Annotated in this window: 22 protein-coding genes; 9 read left to right on the top strand and 13 right to left on the bottom strand. The window is 67.5% G+C overall.

What is annotated here, in order from left to right:
* Window positions 1-27: 27 nt before the first annotated feature.
* Entirely contained in the window at window positions 28-453 is a 426-nt protein-coding gene (locus ABZ789_RS08200; protein ID WP_358421643.1) for a hypothetical protein, read from the bottom strand.
* On the bottom strand, window positions 450-1,304 hold the full coding sequence (locus ABZ789_RS08205; protein WP_358421646.1) for a PHP domain-containing protein: 855 nt from the start codon (window positions 1,302-1,304) through the stop codon (window positions 450-452). Before ABZ789_RS08205 ends, ABZ789_RS08200 begins: the two co-directional genes overlap by 4 nt.
* A 103-nt stretch (window positions 1,305-1,407) precedes the next feature.
* Here ABZ789_RS08205 and ABZ789_RS08210 point away from each other — a divergent pair, with 103 nt between their 5' ends.
* Together ABZ789_RS08210 and ABZ789_RS08215 are read left to right on the top strand one after the other, a co-directional pair.
* Window positions 1,408-2,475, top strand: a complete 1,068-nt coding sequence (locus tag ABZ789_RS08210) for a magnesium and cobalt transport protein CorA (RefSeq protein ID WP_358421649.1) — start codon at window positions 1,408-1,410, stop codon at window positions 2,473-2,475.
* A complete protein-coding gene (locus tag ABZ789_RS08215) occupies window positions 2,472-4,280 on the top strand; it encodes a hypothetical protein (protein ID WP_358421652.1) in 1,809 nt (602 codons plus the stop codon). The genes ABZ789_RS08210 and ABZ789_RS08215 overlap by 4 nt, the downstream gene beginning before the upstream one ends.
* 20 nt (window positions 4,281-4,300) lie before the next feature.
* On the opposite strand, the gene ABZ789_RS08220 is transcribed toward ABZ789_RS08215, so the two are convergent.
* Window positions 4,301-4,891: a suppressor of fused domain protein gene (locus tag ABZ789_RS08220; protein ID WP_358421654.1), complete on the bottom strand. Its 591-nt coding sequence runs from the start codon at window positions 4,889-4,891 to the stop codon at window positions 4,301-4,303.
* Between the two features lie 73 nt (window positions 4,892-4,964).
* On the opposite strand from ABZ789_RS08220, the gene ABZ789_RS08225 reads away from it, so the two are divergent.
* Window positions 4,965-5,810 carry a chromosome partitioning protein ParB gene (locus tag ABZ789_RS08225; RefSeq protein WP_358421657.1) on the top strand — a complete coding sequence of 282 codons (846 nt, stop codon included), beginning with the start codon at window positions 4,965-4,967 and terminating at the stop codon, window positions 5,808-5,810.
* Between the two features lie 18 nt (window positions 5,811-5,828).
* Here ABZ789_RS08225 and ugpC read toward each other — a convergent pair whose 3' ends face one another.
* The 5 genes from ugpC to ABZ789_RS08250 form a co-directional block, all read right to left on the bottom strand.
* Window positions 5,829-6,995, bottom strand: a complete 1,167-nt coding sequence (ugpC, locus tag ABZ789_RS08230) for a sn-glycerol-3-phosphate ABC transporter ATP-binding protein UgpC (protein ID WP_358421660.1) — start codon at window positions 6,993-6,995, stop codon at window positions 5,829-5,831.
* Window positions 6,996-7,000: 5 nt separating this feature from the next.
* Window positions 7,001-7,831: a carbohydrate ABC transporter permease gene (locus tag ABZ789_RS08235; protein ID WP_358421663.1), complete on the bottom strand. Its 831-nt coding sequence runs from the start codon at window positions 7,829-7,831 to the stop codon at window positions 7,001-7,003.
* Window positions 7,831-8,712, bottom strand: a complete 882-nt coding sequence (locus tag ABZ789_RS08240) for a sugar ABC transporter permease (RefSeq protein ID WP_358422140.1) — start codon at window positions 8,710-8,712, stop codon at window positions 7,831-7,833. The genes ABZ789_RS08235 and ABZ789_RS08240 overlap by 1 nt, the downstream gene beginning before the upstream one ends.
* Window positions 8,713-8,777: 65 nt before the next feature.
* Window positions 8,778-10,121 carry an ABC transporter substrate-binding protein gene (locus ABZ789_RS08245; RefSeq protein ID WP_358421665.1) on the bottom strand — a complete coding sequence of 448 codons (1,344 nt, stop codon included), beginning with the start codon at window positions 10,119-10,121 and terminating at the stop codon, window positions 8,778-8,780.
* 100 nt (window positions 10,122-10,221) lie between these two features.
* On the bottom strand, window positions 10,222-11,451 hold the full coding sequence (locus ABZ789_RS08250; RefSeq protein WP_358421668.1) for a GNAT family N-acetyltransferase: 1,230 nt from the start codon (window positions 11,449-11,451) through the stop codon (window positions 10,222-10,224).
* An 88-nt stretch (window positions 11,452-11,539) separates the two neighbouring features.
* Between ABZ789_RS08250 and ABZ789_RS08255 the strand changes: the two genes are divergently transcribed.
* Window positions 11,540-11,971 (top strand): protein-tyrosine phosphatase family protein, encoded by a 432-nt coding sequence (locus tag ABZ789_RS08255; protein ID WP_358421671.1) that lies wholly within the window; start codon window positions 11,540-11,542, stop codon window positions 11,969-11,971.
* A 4-nt stretch (window positions 11,972-11,975) separates the two neighbouring features.
* Here the strand turns inward: ABZ789_RS08255 and ABZ789_RS08260 are convergent, their stop codons facing one another.
* The 3 genes from ABZ789_RS08260 to ABZ789_RS08270 all read right to left on the bottom strand — a co-directional run bounded on the left by ABZ789_RS08260 (window position 11,976) and on the right by ABZ789_RS08270 (window position 14,464).
* A complete protein-coding gene (locus tag ABZ789_RS08260) occupies window positions 11,976-12,827 on the bottom strand; it encodes a hypothetical protein (protein WP_358421674.1) in 852 nt (283 codons plus the stop codon).
* A gap of 72 nt (window positions 12,828-12,899) precedes the next feature.
* The gene (locus tag ABZ789_RS08265) at window positions 12,900-13,385 is read right to left on the bottom strand and encodes a general stress protein (RefSeq protein ID WP_241385214.1); all 486 of its coding nucleotides are present in this window, start codon (window positions 13,383-13,385) and stop codon (window positions 12,900-12,902) included.
* Between the two features lie 119 nt (window positions 13,386-13,504).
* A complete protein-coding gene (locus ABZ789_RS08270; protein ID WP_358421678.1) occupies window positions 13,505-14,464 on the bottom strand; it encodes a CoA ester lyase in 960 nt (319 codons plus the stop codon).
* A gap of 58 nt (window positions 14,465-14,522) precedes the next feature.
* Between ABZ789_RS08270 and ABZ789_RS08275 the strand changes: the two genes are divergently transcribed.
* From ABZ789_RS08275 to ABZ789_RS08295, 5 genes are all read left to right on the top strand, one after another.
* Window positions 14,523-15,797 carry a CBS domain-containing protein gene (locus ABZ789_RS08275; protein WP_358421681.1) on the top strand — a complete coding sequence of 425 codons (1,275 nt, stop codon included), beginning with the start codon at window positions 14,523-14,525 and terminating at the stop codon, window positions 15,795-15,797.
* Entirely contained in the window at window positions 15,790-16,311 is a 522-nt protein-coding gene (locus tag ABZ789_RS08280; RefSeq protein WP_358421684.1) for a DUF1003 domain-containing protein, read from the top strand. Before ABZ789_RS08275 ends, ABZ789_RS08280 begins: the two co-directional genes overlap by 8 nt.
* A 106-nt stretch (window positions 16,312-16,417) precedes the next feature.
* On the top strand, window positions 16,418-17,347 hold the full coding sequence (locus ABZ789_RS08285) for a hypothetical protein (protein WP_358421687.1): 930 nt from the start codon (window positions 16,418-16,420) through the stop codon (window positions 17,345-17,347).
* A 223-nt stretch (window positions 17,348-17,570) separates the two neighbouring features.
* Complete coding sequence (locus ABZ789_RS08290) at window positions 17,571-18,437, top strand: lytic murein transglycosylase (protein WP_358421690.1); 867 nt, start codon at window positions 17,571-17,573, stop codon at window positions 18,435-18,437.
* 72 nt (window positions 18,438-18,509) lie between these two features.
* Window positions 18,510-19,643 (top strand): Mrp/NBP35 family ATP-binding protein, encoded by a 1,134-nt coding sequence (locus ABZ789_RS08295; RefSeq protein WP_358421692.1) that lies wholly within the window; start codon window positions 18,510-18,512, stop codon window positions 19,641-19,643.
* Between the two features lie 78 nt (window positions 19,644-19,721).
* Here ABZ789_RS08295 and tatB read toward each other — a convergent pair whose 3' ends face one another.
* Together tatB and ABZ789_RS08305 are read right to left on the bottom strand one after the other, a co-directional pair.
* The gene (tatB, locus tag ABZ789_RS08300) at window positions 19,722-20,126 is read right to left on the bottom strand and encodes a Sec-independent protein translocase protein TatB (RefSeq protein ID WP_358421695.1); all 405 of its coding nucleotides are present in this window, start codon (window positions 20,124-20,126) and stop codon (window positions 19,722-19,724) included.
* Between the two features lie 114 nt (window positions 20,127-20,240).
* Complete coding sequence (locus ABZ789_RS08305; protein ID WP_358422143.1) at window positions 20,241-21,695, bottom strand: trypsin-like peptidase domain-containing protein; 1,455 nt, start codon at window positions 21,693-21,695, stop codon at window positions 20,241-20,243.
* Window positions 21,696-21,716 lie beyond the last annotated feature (21 nt).

The following is a 21,716-nucleotide window of genomic DNA, read 5'->3' on the forward strand; positions in this document are numbered from 1 at the left end:
GGGTAGCCATGACGGCACTGCGAGCCGTCATCCCCACCACTGCGTGAGCATCAGAATCGATGCAGTGAAGATCACCACAGCACTCGAGAGGAGGGCCGCGCCACCGGACCGGCGATCCGCCGTCACCTGAGCCACCACCGCCACGAGCGCCGCGACGACGTGCGCCACCACCGAGACCGATCCCGGTCCGGGAAAGTCGCGCTCGCCGGCCAGATACTGGGCGACGCACACCACGACGGCCAGGACGAGCACCGCCCCGCACACCACACCTGAGATCGCACGCCCGGTCCGCACGATTACCCCCGCACGACGGGGCGTCCCGGGATCGTACGGATCGGAGTAATAACGGTCGTCCGCGTAATACTCTCCCCCGTAGTACTCAGTGTCGTAGTAGTTTTCGCCGTTCCGGGAGTCGTACTCCCCGTCCGGATAGGGTGAGCCTCGCCGCCTCATCCCGCGATCACCTCCACACCGCTCGCTCGGTCGACCAGCGCCTCGTAGGCCTCGGGTGCGGTCGTGAACCGGCCGAGCATCACGTCCTTGTTGTCGCCGTGGTAGTCGGAGGACCCCGTGACGATCAGTCCGAGCCCCCGAGCGAGATCTTTCATCGTGCGCGCATCCTCCTCGCTGTGATCGGGATGATCGGCCTCGACTCCCCCGAGTCCGAGTTCGGCGAGTTCCTCGATCTGATCGAGCGCGAGTAGCCGGCCCCGTGCACGCGCCCGGGCATGCGCCACCACCGGCACGCCGCCCGCCGCCGTCACCAACTTCACGGCGTCCACGAGCGGCGTATCGGCCTTCGGCACGTAGTAGCGGCCACGGGGCGACAACAGTTCGGTGAACGCGTCGGAGACGGTGGGCACCACCCCGGCCTCGACGAGCGCCCGTGCCAGATGAGGCCGGCCCGCGGCCGGGCCCGCCTGGACGAGTACCGCGTCGACATCGATCGGCAGACCGTCCTCGGCCATCCGAGTGCCCATCGCCCGGATCCGCGACACCCGTTCGCCCCGGAGACGCTCGAGTTCGGCGACGAACACCGGATCCTGCGGGTCGAACAGATAGGCCAGCAGGTGCACGGCCACCGGCGCTCCGTCCTCCCCACGTCCGGTACAGGACATCTCCATGCCGCGCACGAGTCGCAGCCCGGGCGGCAGAGCGGCTGCGGCCTCGTCCCAGCCCGACGTCGTGTCGTGATCGGTCAGGGCCACCACGTCCAGCCCTGCGCGGGCGGCTGCCCGGACGAGTCGGGCCGGGCCGTCGGTACCGTCCGATGCGGTCGAATGGGTATGGAGATCGATACGCACGCCCCCAGTCTGTCAGGTCGGCGGGCTAGCATGGCGACGCGACCGGGCCGCGCCGCAGCAGAATGCGTGAGGGGCCGCAGCACCATGCGTGAGGAAGGACAATATGCCGCATCTGCCTTCTCGCGTCAGCCGTCGCAGTCCCGCGATACCCCGGAATTCCGCCCCACCGGCGGAACAGACAGTGGTCGACTGCGCGGTCTACGTCGCCGGTAGGCGCCTGCCGGGCCACTTCACCCACACCGAGGCGGTCGCAGAGGTGCGACGGCTCGGCACGGGGTTCGTGTGGCTCGGCCTGCACCATCCCGACGAGCAGCAGATGACGAGCGTCGCGCACACCTTCGGTCTCCACGAACTGATGGTGGAGGACGCCGTACACGCTCATCAGCGTCCGAAGCTCGAACGGTACGACGACGTGCTGTTTCTGGTACTGCGCACCGTCAGCTACATCGAGCACGAGTCGGTCACGACGACCAAGGATATCGTCGAGACCGGGGAGATCATGCTGTTCACCGGTCCTGACTTCATCGTGAGTGTGCGGCACGGCGACCATTCGGAACTGTCCCAGGTTCGCAAACGCCTCGAGGAAGATCCCGAGCAGCTGGCTCGCGGACCGGCGGCCGCGCTCCACGCGATCGCCGACCACGTGGTCGACTCCTATCTCGCCGTCACCACGGCCGTGCAGCCGGACGTCGACGACATCGAAGAACTCGTGTTCACCCCCGACACCCGTCTCGCGGTCGATCAGATCTACCTGCTCAAGCGCGAAATCGTGCAGTTGCGCCGGGCGGTCGTCCCGCTGGCCGAACCGCTGCAGCAACTGATCCGGGCGCCGGGCAATCCGATCCCGAAGGATGTCCGGCGCTACTTCCGTGACGTCGCCGATCACCACACCACCGTGTCCGATCGCATCGCCGCGTTCGACGAAACGCTCGGCACGTTACTCGACGCGGCGATCGCGAAGGTCACGGTGCAGCAGAACACCGACATGCGGCGGATCTCGGCGTGGGTCGCGATCGCCGCGGTCCCGACGATGATCGCCGGCATCTACGGCATGAATTTCGATCGCATGCCGGAATTGGAATGGGAGTACGGCTATTACGTCGTGCTCGGCGCGATCGTCGCGATCACTGTGGGATTGTTCGTCACCTTCCGGCGCAACAACTGGCTGTGAGCACCGGACTCGACCGACATCCCACCCCCGTCCCCCGGTCGGCGCGATCGGGGCGCTGTGTGCTGACCGTCGCCGCCGCACTGATCCTGGTCCAGGCAGTTCTCCGCGCCGTGGTGGCCGCGTCCGGCGAATTCTACTGGGACGATCTGATTCTCATCGGCCGTGCCGGATCGTACCCACTGCTCTCGGATACCTTCCTGTGGTACGACCACGACGGGCACTTCATGCCCGCCGCCTTCGTCCTGGCCGGGATCGCCACGAAAGTCGCTCCATTGGAGTGGTGGCCGGCCGCAGCCTCACTCGTGGTGGGCCAACTGCTCGCATCGCTGGCGGTGCTGCGGGTGCTGTGGTTGCTCCTGAGTCCGCGTCGTGCCCTGTGGGGGCCGTTGCTCTTCTATCTCCTGACACCGCTGACACTGCCCGCCTTCGCGTGGTGGGCGGCCGCACTCAACGCACTACCGCTGCAGGCCGCGCTGGCCTGGGTCGCGGGCGACGCACTGCAGTACAGCCGGACACGGCGGCGGCGCCACCTCGTCGGTGCCGTCGTGGTCACCGGCGCAGCGCTGCTGTTCTTCGAGAAGTCGGTCCTCGTTCCGTTCGTCGCATTCGCAACGGTCGCTCTGGCCTGTCACGTCGACGCGGTCGGACGGCCCATCCGCCAAGCCTGGGCGCAGGCTCGTCCGCTGTGGCTCGCCTCGGCGGCGGTGCTGCTCGTATGGGCGGTCTGCTACGCGACGGTGGTCGAGTCGCGGTTCGGGATTCCCCCGTGGTCGATGGTCGCCGGATTGACACATCACGGCCTGTCCTACGGATTGCTCCCGTCACTCGTCGGTGGTCCGTGGCAGTGGGATCGCTGGAACCCGAGTCCCCCATGGGCCGATCCACCGCTCGTGCTCGTGGTCGCCTCGTGGCTCGTCGTCATCCTCGCGGTGGTGTGGAGTGTGCGTCGACGGACACGTACCGGCGCGGTGTGGATCGCGGCGACCGCCTACGTGCTGGCGTCGCTCGCGGCGATGGTCAGTACCCGGTTCGGGCCGGGAACCACCTACGAACTCGCCCAGACCCTGCGCTATTTCGCCGACTCGGCTGTCGTCCTCACGATCGCTGCCGCGCTGATACTCCGCGCTCCCCGGCGCGGTACGTCCTCGCACCCTCGTTTCGTGCGGGCGACAGCCTGGATCTGCGCCGCCGTCTTCACCGTCGGTTCGCTGTGGACGACCGTGACGTTCACGCGCAGTTGGTCGGACAACCCCACCGGCGGCTACCTCGCAGCGTCGAAGGTAGCGCTCACCGAACGACCCGACGACACCGTGCTCGATCATCCGGTGTCGGTGTGGGTACTGCTGCCGGTGACCTATCCACACAACATGGTGGGGTCCGTCTTCTCCGCATTACCCGACCGCTCCGAGATCCGCGACTACGCAACCGAGTTGTGGGTTCTCGACGATCGCGGACATCGCACACCGGCCGAACTGTTCCCCTTGCGGTCCGTACTGCCCGGATCGGAACCCGACTGCGGTCATCGGGTCGACGTCACCGGCACCGCCACCACCCTTCCCCTCGACTCCCCGGCGGGCGACTGGGAATGGACCGTGCAGGTGAACTACCGGGCCTCCGCAGACGGCACGATCGACCTGGGTTTTCCCGGACACGATGCCGTCACCGCTCCGGTCACACGAGGACTCGGCACGGTGTACGTCCGCGTCTCGGGCAATGGGTCGGCGCTGCAGGCCCGTTCGTCCACCCCCGGCACGACCGTCTGTCTCGGTGGGGGATCACTCGGAGTCGTCGTGCCACAGGGTTGACGGCCGGAGCAGTCCGACGTTCACAACCGTGCTTGCGCCCGGCGCGGGTCGCTCAGGTCGATCCCCGCTTCCTCCCACGCCTCGCGCAGCGCCTCCGTTCCCTTCAGCCGTTTCCACGCCGCTTCCGTGCCGGTGATCGGGCGGGCCTCGAAGAACTGGACCGGATCGTTCGGCTCGGGCAACTCCAGGTCCGGGATGTCGGCAGCGTCGAGCAACACCGCGGTGAACGGAGCACCGTTCCACAGCGGCTCACCGAGATCGAGCAACGCATCGTCGGTGAGGACCACCCCCTCCACCGCAGGCAATGCCGCGAGCACCGCGAGCGTGCGGTGCACTCCGGCTGTGATGCCCTCGGGGTCGCGCAGGCTCAGCAGCAGTTCGGCGCGCGGTCCGCGCGTCGGGTCCGCCACCATGTCCGTCGGGTCACCCATCGGATGCCGCGAACATCCCAGCGTCGCGTATCGCAGGAGTTCCGCGCCGCGGAAGCGGAGAACCTCGATCGGTTCGAGACCGAGGAAGGTCACCGAGGCCGATTCCGGCTCCGGGTCTCCCGGCACGGTGAGATGTTCGGTGAGGTGGCTGCGAACTGCGGCAAGGACTGCGTCGGTCACCCCTGCAATGTAGCGCCCGGCCCGGACCTGCGGTTCGCCCCCGGACACCCGCGTGGGTCGGTACCGTCGGAGAGTGCCTCGCGACACCGGTTTTCCGGTCTCCGATGCCGGTGACGATTTCGCCCGGCAGCGTCGGCGCGCCGAATACGCCCGGTTGATCGCGTGGCTACGCCGGGAACCCGCCGACATCAACACGGTGCTCCCCTTCGACGAGGTGGTCGCCGCGCTCGGCCGGGCCGGGGAACGCCGACTCGGGCTGCAGATCATCGAGGTGGCTTCGATCGTCGGCAGCGTCGATCGAAGCGACGATTTCGACCGCCGGTTCCGGCCCACCTCGGCTCGCTTACGCGCCCGGTGGGAACGCATCGCAGCCGCGCGGCGCCGAGGAGAGGCCATGCCCCCGATCTCCGTGTACCGGATCGGGCCGATGCACTTCGTGCAGGACGGGCACCACAGGGTGTCGATCGCCTACGCGCAGGGCGACAGCACCATCGACGCCTACGTCACCGAAATCGTCACCAAGGTGCCTGCGGAAGGCATCACCGCCCGTCCCGACCTCGTTCGCAAGGACCACTTCCGGATGTTCCTCGGCCGTGTCCCCCTGCACGGTGCAGCACAGGATGCGATTCGGGTGTCCGACCCGTGGGGATACGCCGAACTCGCCGAGGCTGTCGAGGCCTGGGGCTTCCGGCTGATGCAGGAACTCGGCGAATATCTCACTCGCGAGGACGTCGCGCGTCGGTGGTACGAAGAGGAATTCGTGCCGGTCGTCGCCATGGCCCGAACCGCCGGGATGCTGCGATCACGCACCGACGCCGAGGTGTACCTGTGGATCGCGAGCGAACGGTATCGCCTCGTGCGCCGGCACGTCTGGAGCGAGGAGATCGTCGACGAACTACGACGCCGTGCACCTCGCTGAGACGCGCGGGCTCCGGGATCAGAGCGTCACGTTCCGGCCTGTCTCCTGATCGAACAGCGCGACCTTCGCAGGGTCGAACCACAGCTGAACGGTTCCGCCCTGCGCGGCCTTCGACTCCACCGGCAACCGGGCGACCAGTGAGCCCTCCGACAGGTCGGCACCCGCGTCGGCGGCGAGATCGTCGAGATCCTTCGAGTGCACGCCGGGACCCCCGGCCGTGAAGTACGCGAACTTGTCCGATCCCATCGACTCGAGTACGTCGACGTCTGCGGAGAAGGTCACTCCCACCTCTCGTTGCGCCGGGTCGAGCAGGTCCGCGTCCTCGAAGTGTTCCGGACGGATACCGACGACCACCTCCCGCGAGGGATTGTTGCGGCGCACGACCTCCCAGCGGTCGTCGGGCAGGCGGAACTCGCCGAACGAGGTTCGTATCGAACCGTTCTCGATCTGCCCGGGAACGAAGTTCATCGACGGCGATCCGATGAAGCCGGCGACGAACAGGTTCTTCGGGTGGTCGTACAGTTCCTGAGGGGCACCGACCTGTTGCACGACACCACCGCGCATCACGACGACACGGTCGCCGAGTGTCATCGCCTCGGTCTGGTCGTGGGTGACGTACACCGTCGTGGTGCCGAGGCGCTTCTGCAGGCGCGCGATCTCCGTCCGCATCTGCACCCTCAGTTTGGCATCGAGATTCGACAGCGGCTCGTCCATCAGGAATGCCTTCGGGCTGCGCACGATCGCGCGCCCCATCGCCACTCGCTGTCGTTGTCCGCCCGACAGATTGGCGGGCTTCCGGTCGAGATGCTGTGTGAGGTCGAGGATCCGGGCCGCTTCCTCGACCTTCCGGCCGATTTCGTCCTTGGGTAGCTTCGCGAGCGTCAGCGGAAACGCGATGTTGTCGCGCACGGACATGTGGGGATACAGCGCGTAGGACTGGAAGACCATCGCGATGTCGCGATCCTTCGGTGCCCGCTCGTTGACCCGCTCTCCCCCGATGCGCAGTTCTCCGTCGGAGATGTCCTCGAGGCCGGCGATCATGTTGAGCGTCGTGGATTTTCCGCAACCCGACGGGCCGACGAGAATGATGAACTCGCCGTCGGCGATCTCGAGATCCACATCGCTGACGGCCCTTGCTCCGTCCGGATATTCCTTCGTCACCTTGTCGAGCACGATCTCGGCCACGGCACTCACCCCTTCACAGCACCGGAGGTCAGTCCGGCCACGATTCGACGTTGGAAGATCAGGACGAAGACGATGATCGGGATGGTGATGACCACCGCCGCCGCCGCGATCGACCCGGTCGGTTCCTCGAACTGCGAGGACCCGGTGAAGTTCGCGATCGCTGCCGGGGCGGTGATGGAGCGCTCGGTGGAGGTCAGCGAGATCGCGAACAGCAGGTCGTTCCAGCAGAAGATGAACACGAGGATCGCAGCGGTGATGATGCCCGGCGCGGCAAGAGGGGCCACGACCTTCCGGAACGCCTGTCCCGGGGTGGCCCCGTCCATCTTCGCGGCCTTCTCGAGCTCCCAGGGGATCTCCTTGAAGAAGGCCGACAGGGTGTAGATCGCGAGGGGCAACGAGAACGTGATGTACGGCAGGATCAGCGCGGCCCAGGTGTCGAACAGCCCGAGCCCGCGCATGATCTCGAACAACGGGCTGACGAGCGAGATCTGCGGAAACATCGCGATGAGCAGCGCCACGCCCACCAGCAGCTTCTTTCCGGGAAAGTCGAGCCTGGCGATCGCGTAGGCAGCCATCGTTCCGAGGATCACTGCGATGAATGTGGCGATCAGGCCGATTCCGATGGAGTTGATCAGGGCGCTGGTGAACGCGTCGGTACGGAAGATCCCGCGGTAGTTGTCCAGCGTCCATTGCTGTGGGACGAATCGGCCGTCCTGGATCGTTCCGGGAGGCTTGAACGAGAGGCTGGCGATCCACAGCACCGGCACGAGTGCGTAGATCAGAACGAGCAGGTTCACCGCCGACCACGACAGGGTCCGTTTCCTGGTCTCGGCCATCATCGGCCCCCTTCGTCCGAACCGGGTGCGGACGCACCGAACAACTTGATGAACACGAACGCGATGATCGCGACGCACAGGAAGATCAGGACGCTGATCGCCGATCCGATGCCGAGATTGAATGCGCGGAACAGATTGTCGTAGCCGAGGATCGACACCGATCCCGTGCCGTTGGCGCCGCGGGTGAGGACGTAGATGTTGTCGAAGATGCGGAACGCGTCGAGTGTGCGGAAGAGCAGAGCGACCAGAATGGCGGGTTTCATCAGCGGCACGATGACGCGCACGAGGCGCGTCCATGCTCCCGCCCCGTCCACCTGCGCCGCCTTGAGCAGATCGTCGGGGACGAGCGCGAGACCGGCGAGCAGCAACAGCGCCATGAACGGCGTCGTCTTCCACACCTCGGCAAGCACGATGATCGCCAGGGAGGGGATCTGGTCGGTGAGCGGGGCACTGCCCTCGGGCAGGAGATTCGCGAGATATCCCGTGCCCGGAGTCCATGCGTAGTACCAGCTGTACGCGGCGGCGACGGTGACGATGCCGTACGGGATCAGCACGACTGTGCGCACGATCCCCTTCCCGACGATCGTGCGGTGCATGACGAGTGCGATCGCCAGGCCGAGTGCGAACTCGATCGCGACAGAGACGAGCGTGATGACGGAGGTGACGAAGAATGCCTGCCACCAGAATCCGTCGCTGAGCACCGCGACGTAGTTGGACAGTCCCACGAACCTGCGCTCGTCGGGGAAACGCAGATCGTAACGCTGCAGACTCAGCCAGATGGCGTAGCCGACCGGATAGGCCGTCACGGCCAGCATCACGAGCGCGGCGGGTGCAACGAGCAGCAGACCGAGACGGCGCTCGGCCTTCTTCCCCTCGGACAAAGCAACTTTCGTCGTGGCCGAGGCAGCTCCGGAGGTGTCGTCGGCGGGCTTGGATTCGACGGCGGTCACGGGATCAGTCCTTCCGAGTTGACCGCCTTGCGCACCTGTTCGGCGAGCTCCTCGACCGTACGGGGCGGGTCGATCCGATCCACCGGGTTGAGGGTGGCGGTCACCAGTGTCGAAATACTCTGGTAGGCCGGTGAAACGGGGCGCACGGCCGCGTTCTCGAGGCCGGCACGGACCTCACGCCAGGCCGGATAGGCTTCCTGGAAAGACGGGTCGTCGTACAGCGAGGCCAGCGTCGGAGGGACGCCACCACCGATGGCGTTGTTGCGCTGGTTGTCTTCGTTGCGAAGACACTCGAGAGCCTCGAACGCGAGGTCCGGATGGGTGCTGGTCCGGGCGACGGCGATGTTGAAACCACCGATGGTGACCTCGGCCGGCTTGCCGGGGATCACCGACGGGTACGGCGCGGGAAGGAAGTTCTGTTCGCCGTCGACCGTGAGGACGGTGTTGCCGGTGTTCTGCGACGTGACGTTTCCGTTGTCGTCGATGTACGGAAGCGCACCCTGGTTCTCGATGATGCCCGGCAGTACGAACGGCCAATTGACCTGGAAGGCCGTGCGCCCGCTTTCCATACCGAGACGGACGGCCGCCTCGTCCGCCTGATTGAGGGAGGGATCGGCACCGGGTGCGGTGGCGACGCGCTTCATGATGTCCAGCGCGGTCAGCGCCGCGTCGTTGTCGGTGAGGGTGACGGTGACACCGTCCTCCCCGACCATCGTGCCGCCGGCACTCGCGAGGAGAGTGTTGAACCACACCATCAGGCCCTCGTACTGCCGGCCCTGCACACCGATCCACGAGGGCCGGCCCTCCGCCGCGAGTGCGCTCGCGATCTCGATCATCTCGTCCCATGTCTGCGGAGGCTGCCCGCCCGGCATGAGATCCTTTCGGTACCAAAGTAACTGGGTGTTGGTGTTGAGCGGGGCTGCATAGAGCCGGTCCTGCCAGGTCGCGGACTCGAGAGGGCCTTCGAGCGTCCCCTCGGCCACCGACGCGGCAACCTCGTCGGGCAACGGGAGCGCCCATCCGGCCTCGGCGAACTCTGCCGTCCACACGACGTCGAGGGTCATGAGGTCGAGTCCCGGATCGTTCCCCGTCAGCCGCCGCGCCAACTGCAGTCGCTGGTCGTCGGCGTTCTTCGGAAGCGTCCGCTGCTCGACGGTGTATCGACCGCCGGCTGCGACGGTACACGCCTGGGCGGCCTGCGCGTACTGCTCGGCGCCGTCTGCGGCGGTGTAGAAGGACAGGACGATACCGTTGCTCCCGCTACTGCATGCGGCCAGCCCCGACGCCAGCAGGACCGCAGCCACGGAGGCCGTGACCGCCCGACTCACCCGCCGTCTCATGCGCGCCTCCGCTCGCATCGTGGACCTCGTCGTCCGATCCCGACGATAACGCCCGTATCGGCTAACCGTTGCGAAACGAGCGGGGCTTACCTAAGCGGTATCAGAACGACGTTCCTGCGAACGGAGCACACGGCCAGGAGAACAGCAGGTCGGCGATGTCGGGGGCGTCGGCCCGGTGCACGCGTACGCGACCTGCGGCGATCATGCGATGCCAACCTGTCCCACCGAGCAGGAGCGCCCCGAGATCGGCGACGTCCAACGACAGGTCGGCCGGCCCCGAGGTGCGCGCCGCACCGGCGGCAGAGATCTCGAAGGTACCGGAGTTGTCGGTGAGCAAGGTGTCGGTCACCTCCACCTTCACCGAACCGGACCCCCGATAGGTGCGCGCTGCGAGTACGCGATCGAGGTCGAGGATGCGCAACCACGTCTCGTCGGAGACCGAGCGGATCTGCACGGCGCGCGCGTCGCCCAGCATCAGCGGGAGCGGATCGTCCTCCGGGAGCGCCGTGAATCGCAACCTGTCCACCAGGTCGAGGCCCAGCAGGAAACGGGTCAGGCCGGCATGCGCCTCCGGCGACGGGGCAAAGAAGTCGTCTACGACGACGGTGCGATTCCGGCTGGTGAACCATTCGTGTGTGTCGACGGGGTGGTACCGGACGAATCCGTCCTCGTGTCCCGGCTCGCCGTGTACCGCCACGTACATCGGGTCGGTGAGCGAGGCGGCCCGCCACTTACGCGAGTTCCACCAGTACTCCGACCGGTCGATCATGCCGGGACGTGACGGCAGATGCCGGGAATGTATCTGCGCCAGCAGGTCCCATGCGTCGGGATAGGACGACAAGCGCACCGGCCCGCTCTCGGGAAGACCGGGACGCAGGGAGGCCCGGCGCACATCGACGTCGACGGATACCGAGGTGGACGCGACGCCGTAACCGAACCGCCCGTAGATCGTCGCTTCGGAGGCACGCAGCGTCGCGAGAATCTCGCCACGATCCCGCGCGTCACTCAGCTGGCGGTGCACGAGACCGGAGATCACTCCGCGACGCGTGTGGGTCGGCAGGACACCGATGTGGGTGACTGCCGCGTGCGGCACCCGCACACCACCCGGCAGGGTCAGCTTTCCGCTCGTGGCGTCGACCGTGCCGACCAGCATGCCGTCGAGGAAGGCACCCCAGGTGCGGCCGGCTTCGAGATACCGATTCACCGTTCCGCCGGGGACTTCGGGCCACGACGGCAGACCCACCATTGCCGTCCGGAACAGCGCCGATGCCTGACGCAGTTCGTCCTCCGACTCGAGAATTCTGATCTCCGGCTCAGTGCGTTCACCCATGAATCGACACTATCGAGACCGAAACTCGGTCCGCGGACGAACGGACGTGACGTTCGGTACACGGACGCCGGGCGGGTAGGTTGCCACCGTGCGACGCGAGTGGGATCCAGCAGACGCCGGAGTGCTGCAACTGCCGTCCGGCCGGCTCGTGCGAGGGCGCGGGATGTACCGATCGGCGCCGGACGAGCCCTTCCCCGACTTCGGGGTGTATCTCCTCGCGCGTCCACCCGTTCCGTTCGAGTGGGAGTCACGGTGGATCCGCTGGCCGGACTTCCGTACGCCGCACGACCCGGAGGACGCACACGCCGTTCTGTACGAGACGTGGGTCCGAGCGGGCCGGCAACGGGTGGAGATCGCCTGTGGGCGCGGACGCGGCCGGACCGGGACGGCACTCGCATGCCTTGCCGTCCTCGACGGTCTCTCCCCCGACGAAGCGGTCGAATTCGTACGGCGGCACTATCATCCGCGGGCTGTCGAGACTCCGTGGCAGCGCCGGTTCGTCGCGCGGACGAGCGCCTGAACACTCAGTTCTTCGTCCGGGCCAGATGCGCCTCTGCGGCCGAGACCGCACGTTCGGCAGCCACCACCCGCTTCTTCGCCTCGGCAGCGGCCCGCCGCGCGAAGGTGCGCTGCTGCTCCGCGTGTTCGAGGCCGGCCCGCAGGTCGGCGACCTCCGATTCGTGGCGGGCCAATTCTCGTTCCGCTGTCGCCGCGGCTGCGCGCGCTTCGTCCGCCGTGCTGTGCGCGGTGTCGAGCGCGGCGGCGGCCGCGTCGATCTCGGCTTCGCGCGCGGTGCGTTCCGCCTCCGCGCGCATGGTGTCGTCACCCTGCGACTTCGGGTGCTCCTGCTCTTCCTCCCGCCCGGACCGGTCGCGTACGACGGTGAGCGGCATCGCGGACAGATCACCGAATCCGTCCGCTTCGACGATCGCATCGAGGCGGCCCTGCCGGACCTGCTCACCGACCTCGGGGTCGGACAGCGCCGCGTTGAGAGTGCGGCCCACTTCCCTCAGTGCGGTCTCCGAGACGGTACGGCCGCGTTCGGCGGCGAGGCGGCCCGCATCGCGTTCGAGCGCTGCGACCACCCGGCGGCGCTGCTCGGACAGCTTCCGCAAGTCGCTACCCGACAGGCGTCGCTGTGCGGTGCGCAGGGCAGATCCGATGTCGAGCAGCGCTGCAAGCTCTTCGGCCCGTTCGCGTGCGAGGAGATTGACCATCCAGGCCGCGACGGTCGGCTTGCGCAGCCGGCCGATCGCCGCCGTGAGATCGCGGTCGCCCGCCTCACGCGCCTGCGCCGCGAAGTCGGAGCGGGCGGCCACGAAGTCGCCTGGGTCGAGGCCGTAGAGGGCCTCGGCCACAGAATCGAGATCGGGCATGAGATCGACAGTAGTAGCGCGACCCGCACCGCGACGAGTCCTGTCTCGACGGCCGCTCGGCCATCGAGACGGTCAGATCGCGAGCTTGGCGAGGATGTCGCGTGCCTGCTCGGCGTTTCGCGGCTGGCACAGCACGTCGTACCGGCCTGCGACGAGCTGCATGGTGGAGGAGAAGTCTCGCTGGCCACGGGTCGCGGCGTAGGGGATGGTCGCCGAGATGAGGCCGAAGACGATGCCGCCGACGAGACCGACGAGCAGCGGGCCGAGGAAATCGGTCGAGAAGATGCCGAGCAGCAGACCGAAGAACACACCGAGCCATGCGCCCGACACGATTCCTCCGCCGATCACCTTCGGCCAGGTGAGCCGCCCGGTGACCCGCTCTACCTGCATGAGATCGACACCGACGATCGTGACGTCCTCGACGGCGAAGTTCTGATCGGCCAGGTGGTCCACAGCGCGCTGTGCTTCGGCGTAGGTGGGATACGAACCGACGGGCCAGCCCGTGGGAGGAGTCGGCAGGCCGGGGACCTGACGACCGGGTCCGAGGGGATTCGTCATGTGATGTTCGACTCCTTCGCGATAACAGGCCGTCCGTCGCGGCGCGTCGTCCCCCATTCTGCCCCGAAACGCAACGCGCCCGCTCCAGCGGTTCGCCTGATATGTCCTCTTCTGCGCCGCTATCCCGTCGGTGGTTCGAAGGTCTGCGTCCGCTGCAGTCCGGCGGCGCGGCCTTTCGCCGAGATCACGAGCGCCATCTTCCTGCTCGCCTCGTCGATCATCTCGTCACCGAGCATCACCGCTCCGCGGGCACCGCCTGCGGCCGAGGTATGCCATTCGTAGGCATCGAGGATGAGTTCGGCCTTGTCGTAGTCCTCCTGGCGCGGGCTGAACACCTCGTTCGCAGCATCGATCTGGCTGGGGTGCAGCACCCACTTGCCGTCGAAGCCGAGGGCTGCGGTCCGCTGCGCCGACCGGCGGAAGGCATCGACGTCCCGGATCTGGAGGTAGGGGCCGTCGATGGCCTGCAGTCCGTGGGCACGCGCCGCCATGAGGATCGTCATGAGGATGTGGTGGTAGGCGTCGCCACGGTCGTAACCCTCGGGCTGTTCCCCGACGACGAGGGTGCGCATGTTGATGCTGGCCATGAAATCGGCGGGGCCGAACACGAGTGTCTCCACACGTGGACTCGCCGTCGCGATCTCGTCGATGTTGGTCAGCCCGATCGCGTTCTCGATCTGCGGTTCGATACCGATGCGCCCGACCTCGAGACCGTGCGCCTTCTCGATCTGCGTGAGCAGCAGATCGAGCGCCTTCACATGACTCGCATCGGGCACCTTCGGCAGCAGAATCGCGTCGAGATTCCCACCGGCACCGCCGACCACCGTCGCAACGTCGAGATAGGTGGCGTCCGTGGTCCAGTCGTTGACCCGCACGACCTTGATCTGATTGCCCCAGCCGTCCTCGTTCAGGGCTTCGACGATTGTTGTCCGTGCCTGCTCCTTCGCGAGCGGCGACACTGCGTCCTCGAGGTCGAGGAAGATCTCGTCGGCCGGGAGCCCCTTGGCCTTGTCGATCATCTTCCGGCTGCTGCCGGGAACCGCGAGCACCGACCGCCGGGGCCTGAACGAGAACGACATGACCTGACCAGACCTCCGGGTTCCGGGAACAGCGTGGGCACGCTCTAGCCTGGCAATCATGGCAGCAGTGAGCAAGGTCTACGTCGCGCGGCTGGCCGGACTGGTCGTTCTCGGCCCCGACGGCGAATCCATCGGCCGCGTCCGCGATGTCGTGCTGACCATCCGAGTCGGGCGACAGCCGCCCCGCGCGCTGGGGCTGGTCGTCGAACTGCCCACCCGCAAGCGGATCTTCGTGCCGATGCTGCGTGTGACCGCGATCGAGCCGGGTGCGGTCACCCTCGTCACCGGCAATGTGAGTCTGCGCCGGTTCAACCAGCGGCCGTCGGAGGTGCTCGCTCTGGGGCAGGTCCTCGATTCCCGTGTGCGAGTCGACGACCCGGAACTGCCGGACCTGATGGGTGTCGATGCAGTGGTGGTGGATCTGGGCATCGAACTCATGCGCACGCGCGACTGGGTGGTCGCCCGGGTCGCGGTACGTCGCCATCGCGGCCGGCTCGCGCGGCGCTCGCATGTGCACATCGTGGAATGGCCGCACGTGCACGGTCTCACCCAGCAGGCGCTGGCTATGCCCGGCCAAGGTGTCGCGCAGTTGCTGTTGCAGTTCGAGGACATGCGGCCGGCGGACGTCGCGAACGCGCTGCGGGACCTGCCGACCAAGAGGCGAACCGAGGTGGCGGCAGCGCTCGACGACGAACGCCTCGCCGACATCGTGCAGGAGTTGCCCGCAGACGATCAGACGGAGCTGCTCACCCAGCTCGGTCTCGATCGCGCGGTTGCGGTGCTCGAAGCGATGGATCCCGACGACGTCGCCGACCTTCTCGGCGAACTCCCCGCCACGGACGCCGAATCGTTTCTGCAACGGATGGATCCCGAGGACTCGGAGCCGGTGCGCCGCCTGCTCGAGCACTCCCCCGACACAGCGGGCGGTCTGATGACCCCCGAGCCGGTGGTCCTGACTCCGGCGACCACCGTGGCCGAAGCTCTGGCACGCGCGCGCAATCCGGATCTGACCCCGGCGCTGGCGTCGATGGTCTTCGTCGTCCGCCCGCCCACCGCGACTCCCACCGGAAAGTATCTGGGCTGCGTCCATCTGCAACGATTACTCCGGGAACCCCCCGCGAGCCTGGTCGGTGGGGTCGTCGACGACGACCTTCCCCGCTTGGCTCCCGACGACGCCTTGACCACCGTCACGCGGTACTTCGCGACGTACAACCTGGTGTGCGGCCCGGTGGTGGACGACGAAGGGCACCTACTCGGCGCGGTGAGCGTCGACGACGTGCTCGACCATCTGCTGCCCGAGGACTGGCGCGAGGAGGACACCGAGGATGAGTGACCGCAGCACGCAGGGCCGCTCGCGCCTCGAGACACCTCAGTCGTCGAGATTCCGGTTCAACTTCGACGCCGAAGCGGTCGGCCGGGTGAGCGAGTCGATCGCGCGATTCCTCGGAACCGGTCGCTATCTCGCCATCCAGACGATCGTCGTGATCGTGTGGATCCTGCTCAACATCACCGCGGTCGGGCTGCAGTGGGATCCCTATCCCTTCATCCTGCTCAACCTTGCCTTCTCGACCCAGGCGGCCTATGCGGCCCCGCTCATCCTGCTCGCGCAGAACCGGCAGGAGAACCGCGACCGCGTGTCGCTCGAGGAGGACCGCGCCCGCGCCGAGCAGACGAAGGCGGACACCGAGTTCCTGGCGCGGGAACTGGCGGCCCTTCGACTTGCGGTGGGCGAGGTCGCCACCCGTGACTATCTGCGCCGCGAACTCGACGACCTGCGCGCGCTGCTCGCCGACGACGAGAACGAGGACGACGCCGGCAATCCGCGCTCGCGCGCTCCGCGACGCTGAGATCCGGACAATACGGTTGTCCGGGACGGCCGGTTGCACACAACCGCGCATCCTTCTGTAACCTTCGTCACAGCAGCCGAATGGGTGGTCGAGGGAGGGTGATCGCGTGCGGTGGAAGGTCGGGCTGACGATTCCGGTGATTCTCGCCGCAGGACTCGTGACAACTGCGTCGTCGGCACAGGTCGTCGCCGGGACAGCGGCCACCGACACCGAGCCCGAGGTCGCCGTCACGGCGGTCGGCCTGCTTCCGGGGGAAGTGCGTGAGGCGCAACCGCCGCGCAGCCCGGGCACCCCACTTCCCCCCGGCGCTCCTCCGGCCACGGTCGCCCCGGGTACACCCACCGTCTTCGGCGACGGGGAGCTCGCGATTCCCGAACTCGTCTTCTACGCCTATCGAGCAGCGGAGATGCAATTGGCCATCGACGCGCCCGAGTGCGGGCTACCTTGGAACCTGCTCGCCGCGATCGGCCGCCTGAACTCCGGGCACGCCGACGGTGGCCGGACCGACGTCCTGGGAACGCTGACGACTCCGGTCGTCACCCCGGACGGCCTCCTCGGACCGATGCGCCTGGCCCCGGCAGCCTGGGAGCGATATTCCGCCGACGGCAATGCGGACGGCACCGCCGATCCGCAGAACATCTTCGACTCGACCCTGGCCGCAGGCGTTCGGATGTGCGCCGAGGGTGGGAACTTGCGCGAGCCCGACGGCGAAGCGCGGGCGGCGGCCATGTTCGATCCGTCTCCGGACTATCTCGCGAATGTCCGGACCTGGTCCCGTGAATACGCAAAGACGGCCGAGGTCGCCCCTGCCGAACTTGCTCCCGTCCCGGCACGCCCGGTTCCCGGCGCGGCCGACGTGGCCGCCCCGGCTCCGGCGATCACCGCGCCCCCGCCTGTTGCTCCGGCCGATTCCCAGGGCGGCGAGCAAGGAGCGAGCGAGGCACCGACCGAGCCGGCGTTTCCCTCGCTTCCGGCTCTGCCTCCGCTGCCGCCTCTACCCGAAATCCCTTGCTTGGTAGCCGCCTTCTGCGAGTGAGACCAGGCAACCCGCCGACGACGACACGCGCTGCGGGCGTGTCGTCATCGGCGTTTCCGGTGGCCGATCCCGCCCGCCCCTAGCAGCACGAATCGGCAACGACACCCGCGCCCTCTCCCCAGTTACATCACGGTTGAGTAACAGAACGGCATCGAATGCTGTAGCGTCGGCCCAGCACGTAACGAAGGTGTCTCGCCAAAGACACCCGAGGGAGGGTTATCCATTGGGCCGCCATGCCAAACCGTCGGATTCCAAGCTTCGGCGAAACTCCGTGATCGCGATGACCGGACTCGTTCCGGTCGGACTGGTCGCCGCAGCGGCGACCACCGCAGGTGCGTCACCGCGAGCGCTGATGGGAGCAGCCCAGCACGAGGCCGACCCGACCGCGTCCTCGAGCGACACCGCCGGCCTCGCGGATGCGATCCCGGAAGCGGTGGCAGCAGTGCAGACCATCATGCTCGAGCCCGAACCTGCGCCGGTTCGCACCTTCAAAGCCGCCCCCGAACCCGAGCCCGAACCCGAGGTTCTCCGCGAGGGCCCCCTCGGTATTCCCGGCATCAACTTCGCGGCCTACCGCAACGCCGAGCGCATGCTCGCCGAAGAGAATCCCACGTGCGGCATGCACTGGACCCTCCTCGCCGGCATCGGCCGTGTCGAGTCCGGGCACGCCAACGGCGGGCGCGCCGACGACGAGGGAAACCTGCTCGATCCCGTCATCGGCCTGCCGCTCGACGGGAGCCTGCCGGGGCAGGCCACGATCTACGACACCGACGGCGGCGCACTCGACGGCGACACCGTGTTCGACCGCGCCGTGGGCCCGATGCAGTTCATCCCCACCACATGGCAGCAGTACGCGGGCGACGGCAACGGTGACGGTGTCGCCGATCCCCAGAATCTGTACGACTCGACTCTGACCACCGCGAAGTACCTGTGCGACGGCGGCCTCGACATGCGTAACCTCGCGCACTCGACGAAGGCGATCCACCGCTACAACAATTCGATGGCGTACGTGGCGAACGTGCTCGCCTGGTCGACCGCCTACTCGACCGGGATCGATCCCAGCCCGGCCGACCTGCCCCGTATCCACTGACCACGCGCATCTCCCCGAGTCGGCGACGCCCCATATGCGCCGCCGACCGGCCTGCGACCTAACATGGGCGTCATGGCAGTCAGTGAGTCCGACATCCGCAGTGCGCTCGCACGGGTACAGGACCCGGAGATCCGCAGGCCCATCACCGACCTCGGGATGGTCAAGAGCATCGACATCGGCGCCGACAGCAGTGTCGACATCGCGATCTATCTGACCACCGCGGGGTGTCCCATGCGCACGGAGATCTCCGAGCGCGTCACCAAGGCCGTCGCCGACGTCGCCGGAGTCGGTGAAGTGCGCGTGACACTCGACGTGATGAGCGACGAGCAGCGCACCGAACTCCGCAAGTCGCTGCGCGGAGACTCCACCGAACCCGTCATCCCGTTCGCGCAGCCCGGTTCGCTGACACGTGTGTACGCGGTCGCCTCCGGCAAGGGCGGGGTCGGCAAGTCGTCGGTGACCGTCAACCTCGCCGCCGCGATGGCCGCGCGTGGATTGTCCGTCGGTGTCCTCGACGCCGATATCTACGGCCATTCGATCCCCCGGATGCTCGGCACGTCGGCCAAGCCGACGCAGGTCGAGCGGATGATCATCCCGCCTGTGGCTCACGACGTGAAGATGATCTCCATCGCCCAGTTCACCGAGGGCAACACCCCGGTGGTGTGGCGTGGCCCGATGCTGCACCGTGCCCTGCAGCAGTTCCTCGCCGATGTCTTCTGGGGCGATCTCGACGTCCTGCTGCTCGACCTGCCGCCCGGAACCGGTGACGTCGCGATCTCCGTGGCGCAGTTGATCCCCAACGCGGAGATCCTCGTCGTGACGACGCCGCAGCAGGCAGCGGCGGAGGTGGCCGAGCGTGCAGGTTCGATCGCGCTGCAGACCAGGCAGCGCATCGCCGGTGTCGTGGAGAACATGTCGTGGCTCGAACTGCCCGACGGCACTCGTATGGACGTCTTCGGCACCGGTGGCGGCCAGGCGGTCGCCGACCGGCTCACTCGGGCCGTGGGCGCGACGGTGCCCCTGCTCGGTCAGATCCCACTCGACCCGTCCGTCCGCGAGGCGGGCGATGCCGGCACGCCCATCGTGCTCGCGCAGCCCGAGTCGGCTCCTGCGGTGGCCCTGAAGGAGATCTCGGACAAGCTCGCGGTGCGCAAGCGCGGCCTGGCGGGCATGTCGCTGGGGATCGACACCACGCGTCACCTGTAGCCCGAACGTCGACCGAGCCCCCGCCGATCGTTCACGGCGGGGGCTCGGTCGTGAGCAGTGTGCGGACCGGAAGTGAGGTCAGGTGGCGTCCGGATCTATCGGGGGCTTCTCGTCCCGTGCAAGCGGCTTCGTCAGATTCGGCCGGGTCGCACCGTTCGTCGGAGTGCCCTGGCGCGCTGCGGGCGAGGCGTCGAAATCTCCGGTGAGGATGGAGTCGTCACCGTCCAGCAAGTGTTTGGTGATGACCGCCCGCGGGGTCATGCCGCGCAACTGGTTCAGCTCGGACAGCGGTTGGCGCAGGTCGTCGAACTCCGGACCGAGCTCCTGCTTGAGCTGGTCGCGCGCACCGGTAGCGTAGTCGCGGACCTGCCGCAGCGACTTGGCCACCCAGGAGACGGCACCGGGCAACCTCTCCGGGCCGAGCACCACGAGTGCCGCCACGAGAAGTACCAGGAACTCGCCCCAACCGATGTTGCCGAACACGCATCCAGGGTACGTGGTCACGTCCGAAACGCATCAGCTACGCCGAAGTTCACATTCACCGACGCCACACCGTTCGTCTCGATCCGGTGCTCCTGGCGCCGCGTGGCGGACACTTCAGTCCGAGACGGGAGTGACCTCGACATCGACGAGACGACCGCTGCGCACGAGCTGGACGGTGACGGGTTCGTCGATCTCCTGCTGCTGGACCGCCACGACGAGTTCGTCGGCGCTGGTGACCTCGCGGTCGCCGACCTTGACGATCACGTCGCCCTCGACGATTCCGGCGCGCTGGGCGGGACTGTCCTGGCGGACGTTGGCGACTTCCGCGCCGCTTGCGACGTCGTTGACGACCGACCGGGCGTTCACGCCGATGTCCGGATGCCGCATCTCACCGCTGCGGATCAGTTCCTGCGCCACCACGGTCACGTCGTCGATGGGGATCGCGAAGCCCAACCCCACCGAGCCTCCGGTCTCCGACTTGATCGCGGAGTTGATGCCGATGACCCGGCCTTCCATATCGATGAGGGGGCCACCGGAATTGCCGGGGTTGATGGAGGCATCGGTCTGCACGGCGTCGATCACCGCATCGGTGTCGGTGCCCTGCCCGCTGAGCCGCATCGGCCGGTTCAGCGCACTGACGATGCCGCGGGTGACCGTCTTGCTGAGCCCTAGTGGAGAACCGACCGCGACGACATCCTCACCGACCCGGACATCCTCGGAACGGCCCAGTTCGGCGACAACCAGATTGTCGACGTTCTCCACCGCCAGCACCGCCAGGTCGGTCTTGATGTCACGTCCGACGATCGAGGCGGGAACCTTCGTTCCGTCGTCGAAGGTGACCTGCACCTTGGCGTCGGGGTTGCCGGCAGCCATGGAGATCACGTGATTGTTCGTGACGATGTAACCGGCACCGTCGATCACGACGCCCGATCCGGTACCGGCGTCACCTCCCAGCGTCACCTGGATGGACACGACCGCGGGCAGCACGGTGTCGGCAACCCGTGCGACCGCACCGCTCGGAAGTTCCTCGTCGGGTCCGGACTGGCTCAGCGTCACCCCACGACTGGTCAGCGAACCGTTGTCTGAGGTGACCAGTGCGACGACGAGTCCGCCGACCATGCCGATCGCGATGGCGACCGCGGCGAGGGTCGCAAGGGCGCGAGGTTGGACGCGGCGATCGAACAGCACTTCACGCAGCGTGAGTCCGGGCGCCGGAGGGAGCTGTTGCTCCTCGGTCTGCCCGGGCATCGGCGAGCCGAGCCGCACGGCGGAGTCCGGGTCGCGCCAAGGATCGGATTCCACCTCGTCGTCCGCCTCGACGGTCGGTTCCGAGGGAGGTCGCTGGAGTGTCTCCTCGGCATGCGGCGGACGTCCGTAGGCCTCGGCCAGGACTGCATCGGCCGGGGGATCCTGGCGGATACGCGGATCGAGGACGCTCGGATGGGGGGCCGGGCCGAACGGGCCCTCGATGCCGGTGGGTCGACCGAAGACGCGTGCGGATGTCGGATCGACCGTCGGCCGGTAGACCGGCCGGGGCTCGAGACGGGGAGCGTCCGCAGGGCGTGTGATCGCTCCGTCCGGCAGGTCGGC

The organism is Rhodococcus sp. NPDC047139, assembly GCF_040643435.1.
In the GTDB taxonomy this organism is placed as follows: Bacteria; Actinomycetota; Actinomycetes; order Mycobacteriales; family Mycobacteriaceae; genus Rhodococcus.

What these genes read in the sequence shown, in the direction of transcription:
- ABZ789_RS08260 (WP_358421674.1), bottom strand. Translation starts at nt 12,827, where the DNA reads ATGCCCGATCTCGATTCTGTGGCCGAGGCCCTCTACGGCCTCGACCCA.
- ABZ789_RS08270 (WP_358421678.1), bottom strand. Translation starts at nt 14,464, where the DNA reads ATGTCGTTCTCGTTCAGGCCCCGGCGGTCGGTGCTCGCGGTTCCCGGC.
- ABZ789_RS08295 (WP_358421692.1), top strand. Translation starts at nt 18,510, where the DNA reads ATGGCAGTCAGTGAGTCCGACATCCGCAGTGCGCTCGCACGGGTACAG.
- ABZ789_RS08275 (WP_358421681.1), top strand. Translation starts at nt 14,523, where the DNA reads ATGGCAGCAGTGAGCAAGGTCTACGTCGCGCGGCTGGCCGGACTGGTC.
- ABZ789_RS08235 (WP_358421663.1), bottom strand. Translation starts at nt 7,831, where the DNA reads ATGGCCGAGACCAGGAAACGGACCCTGTCGTGGTCGGCGGTGAACCTG.
- ABZ789_RS08210 (WP_358421649.1), top strand. Translation starts at nt 1,408, where the DNA reads ATGCCGCATCTGCCTTCTCGCGTCAGCCGTCGCAGTCCCGCGATACCC.
- ABZ789_RS08280 (WP_358421684.1), top strand. Translation starts at nt 15,790, where the DNA reads ATGAGTGACCGCAGCACGCAGGGCCGCTCGCGCCTCGAGACACCTCAG.
- ABZ789_RS08265 (WP_241385214.1), bottom strand. Translation starts at nt 13,385, where the DNA reads ATGACGAATCCCCTCGGACCCGGTCGTCAGGTCCCCGGCCTGCCGACT.
- ABZ789_RS08245 (WP_358421665.1), bottom strand. Translation starts at nt 10,121, where the DNA reads ATGAGACGGCGGGTGAGTCGGGCGGTCACGGCCTCCGTGGCTGCGGTC.
- ABZ789_RS08250 (WP_358421668.1), bottom strand. Translation starts at nt 11,451, where the DNA reads ATGGGTGAACGCACTGAGCCGGAGATCAGAATTCTCGAGTCGGAGGAC.
- ABZ789_RS08200 (WP_358421643.1), bottom strand. Translation starts at nt 453, where the DNA reads ATGAGGCGGCGAGGCTCACCCTATCCGGACGGGGAGTACGACTCCCGG.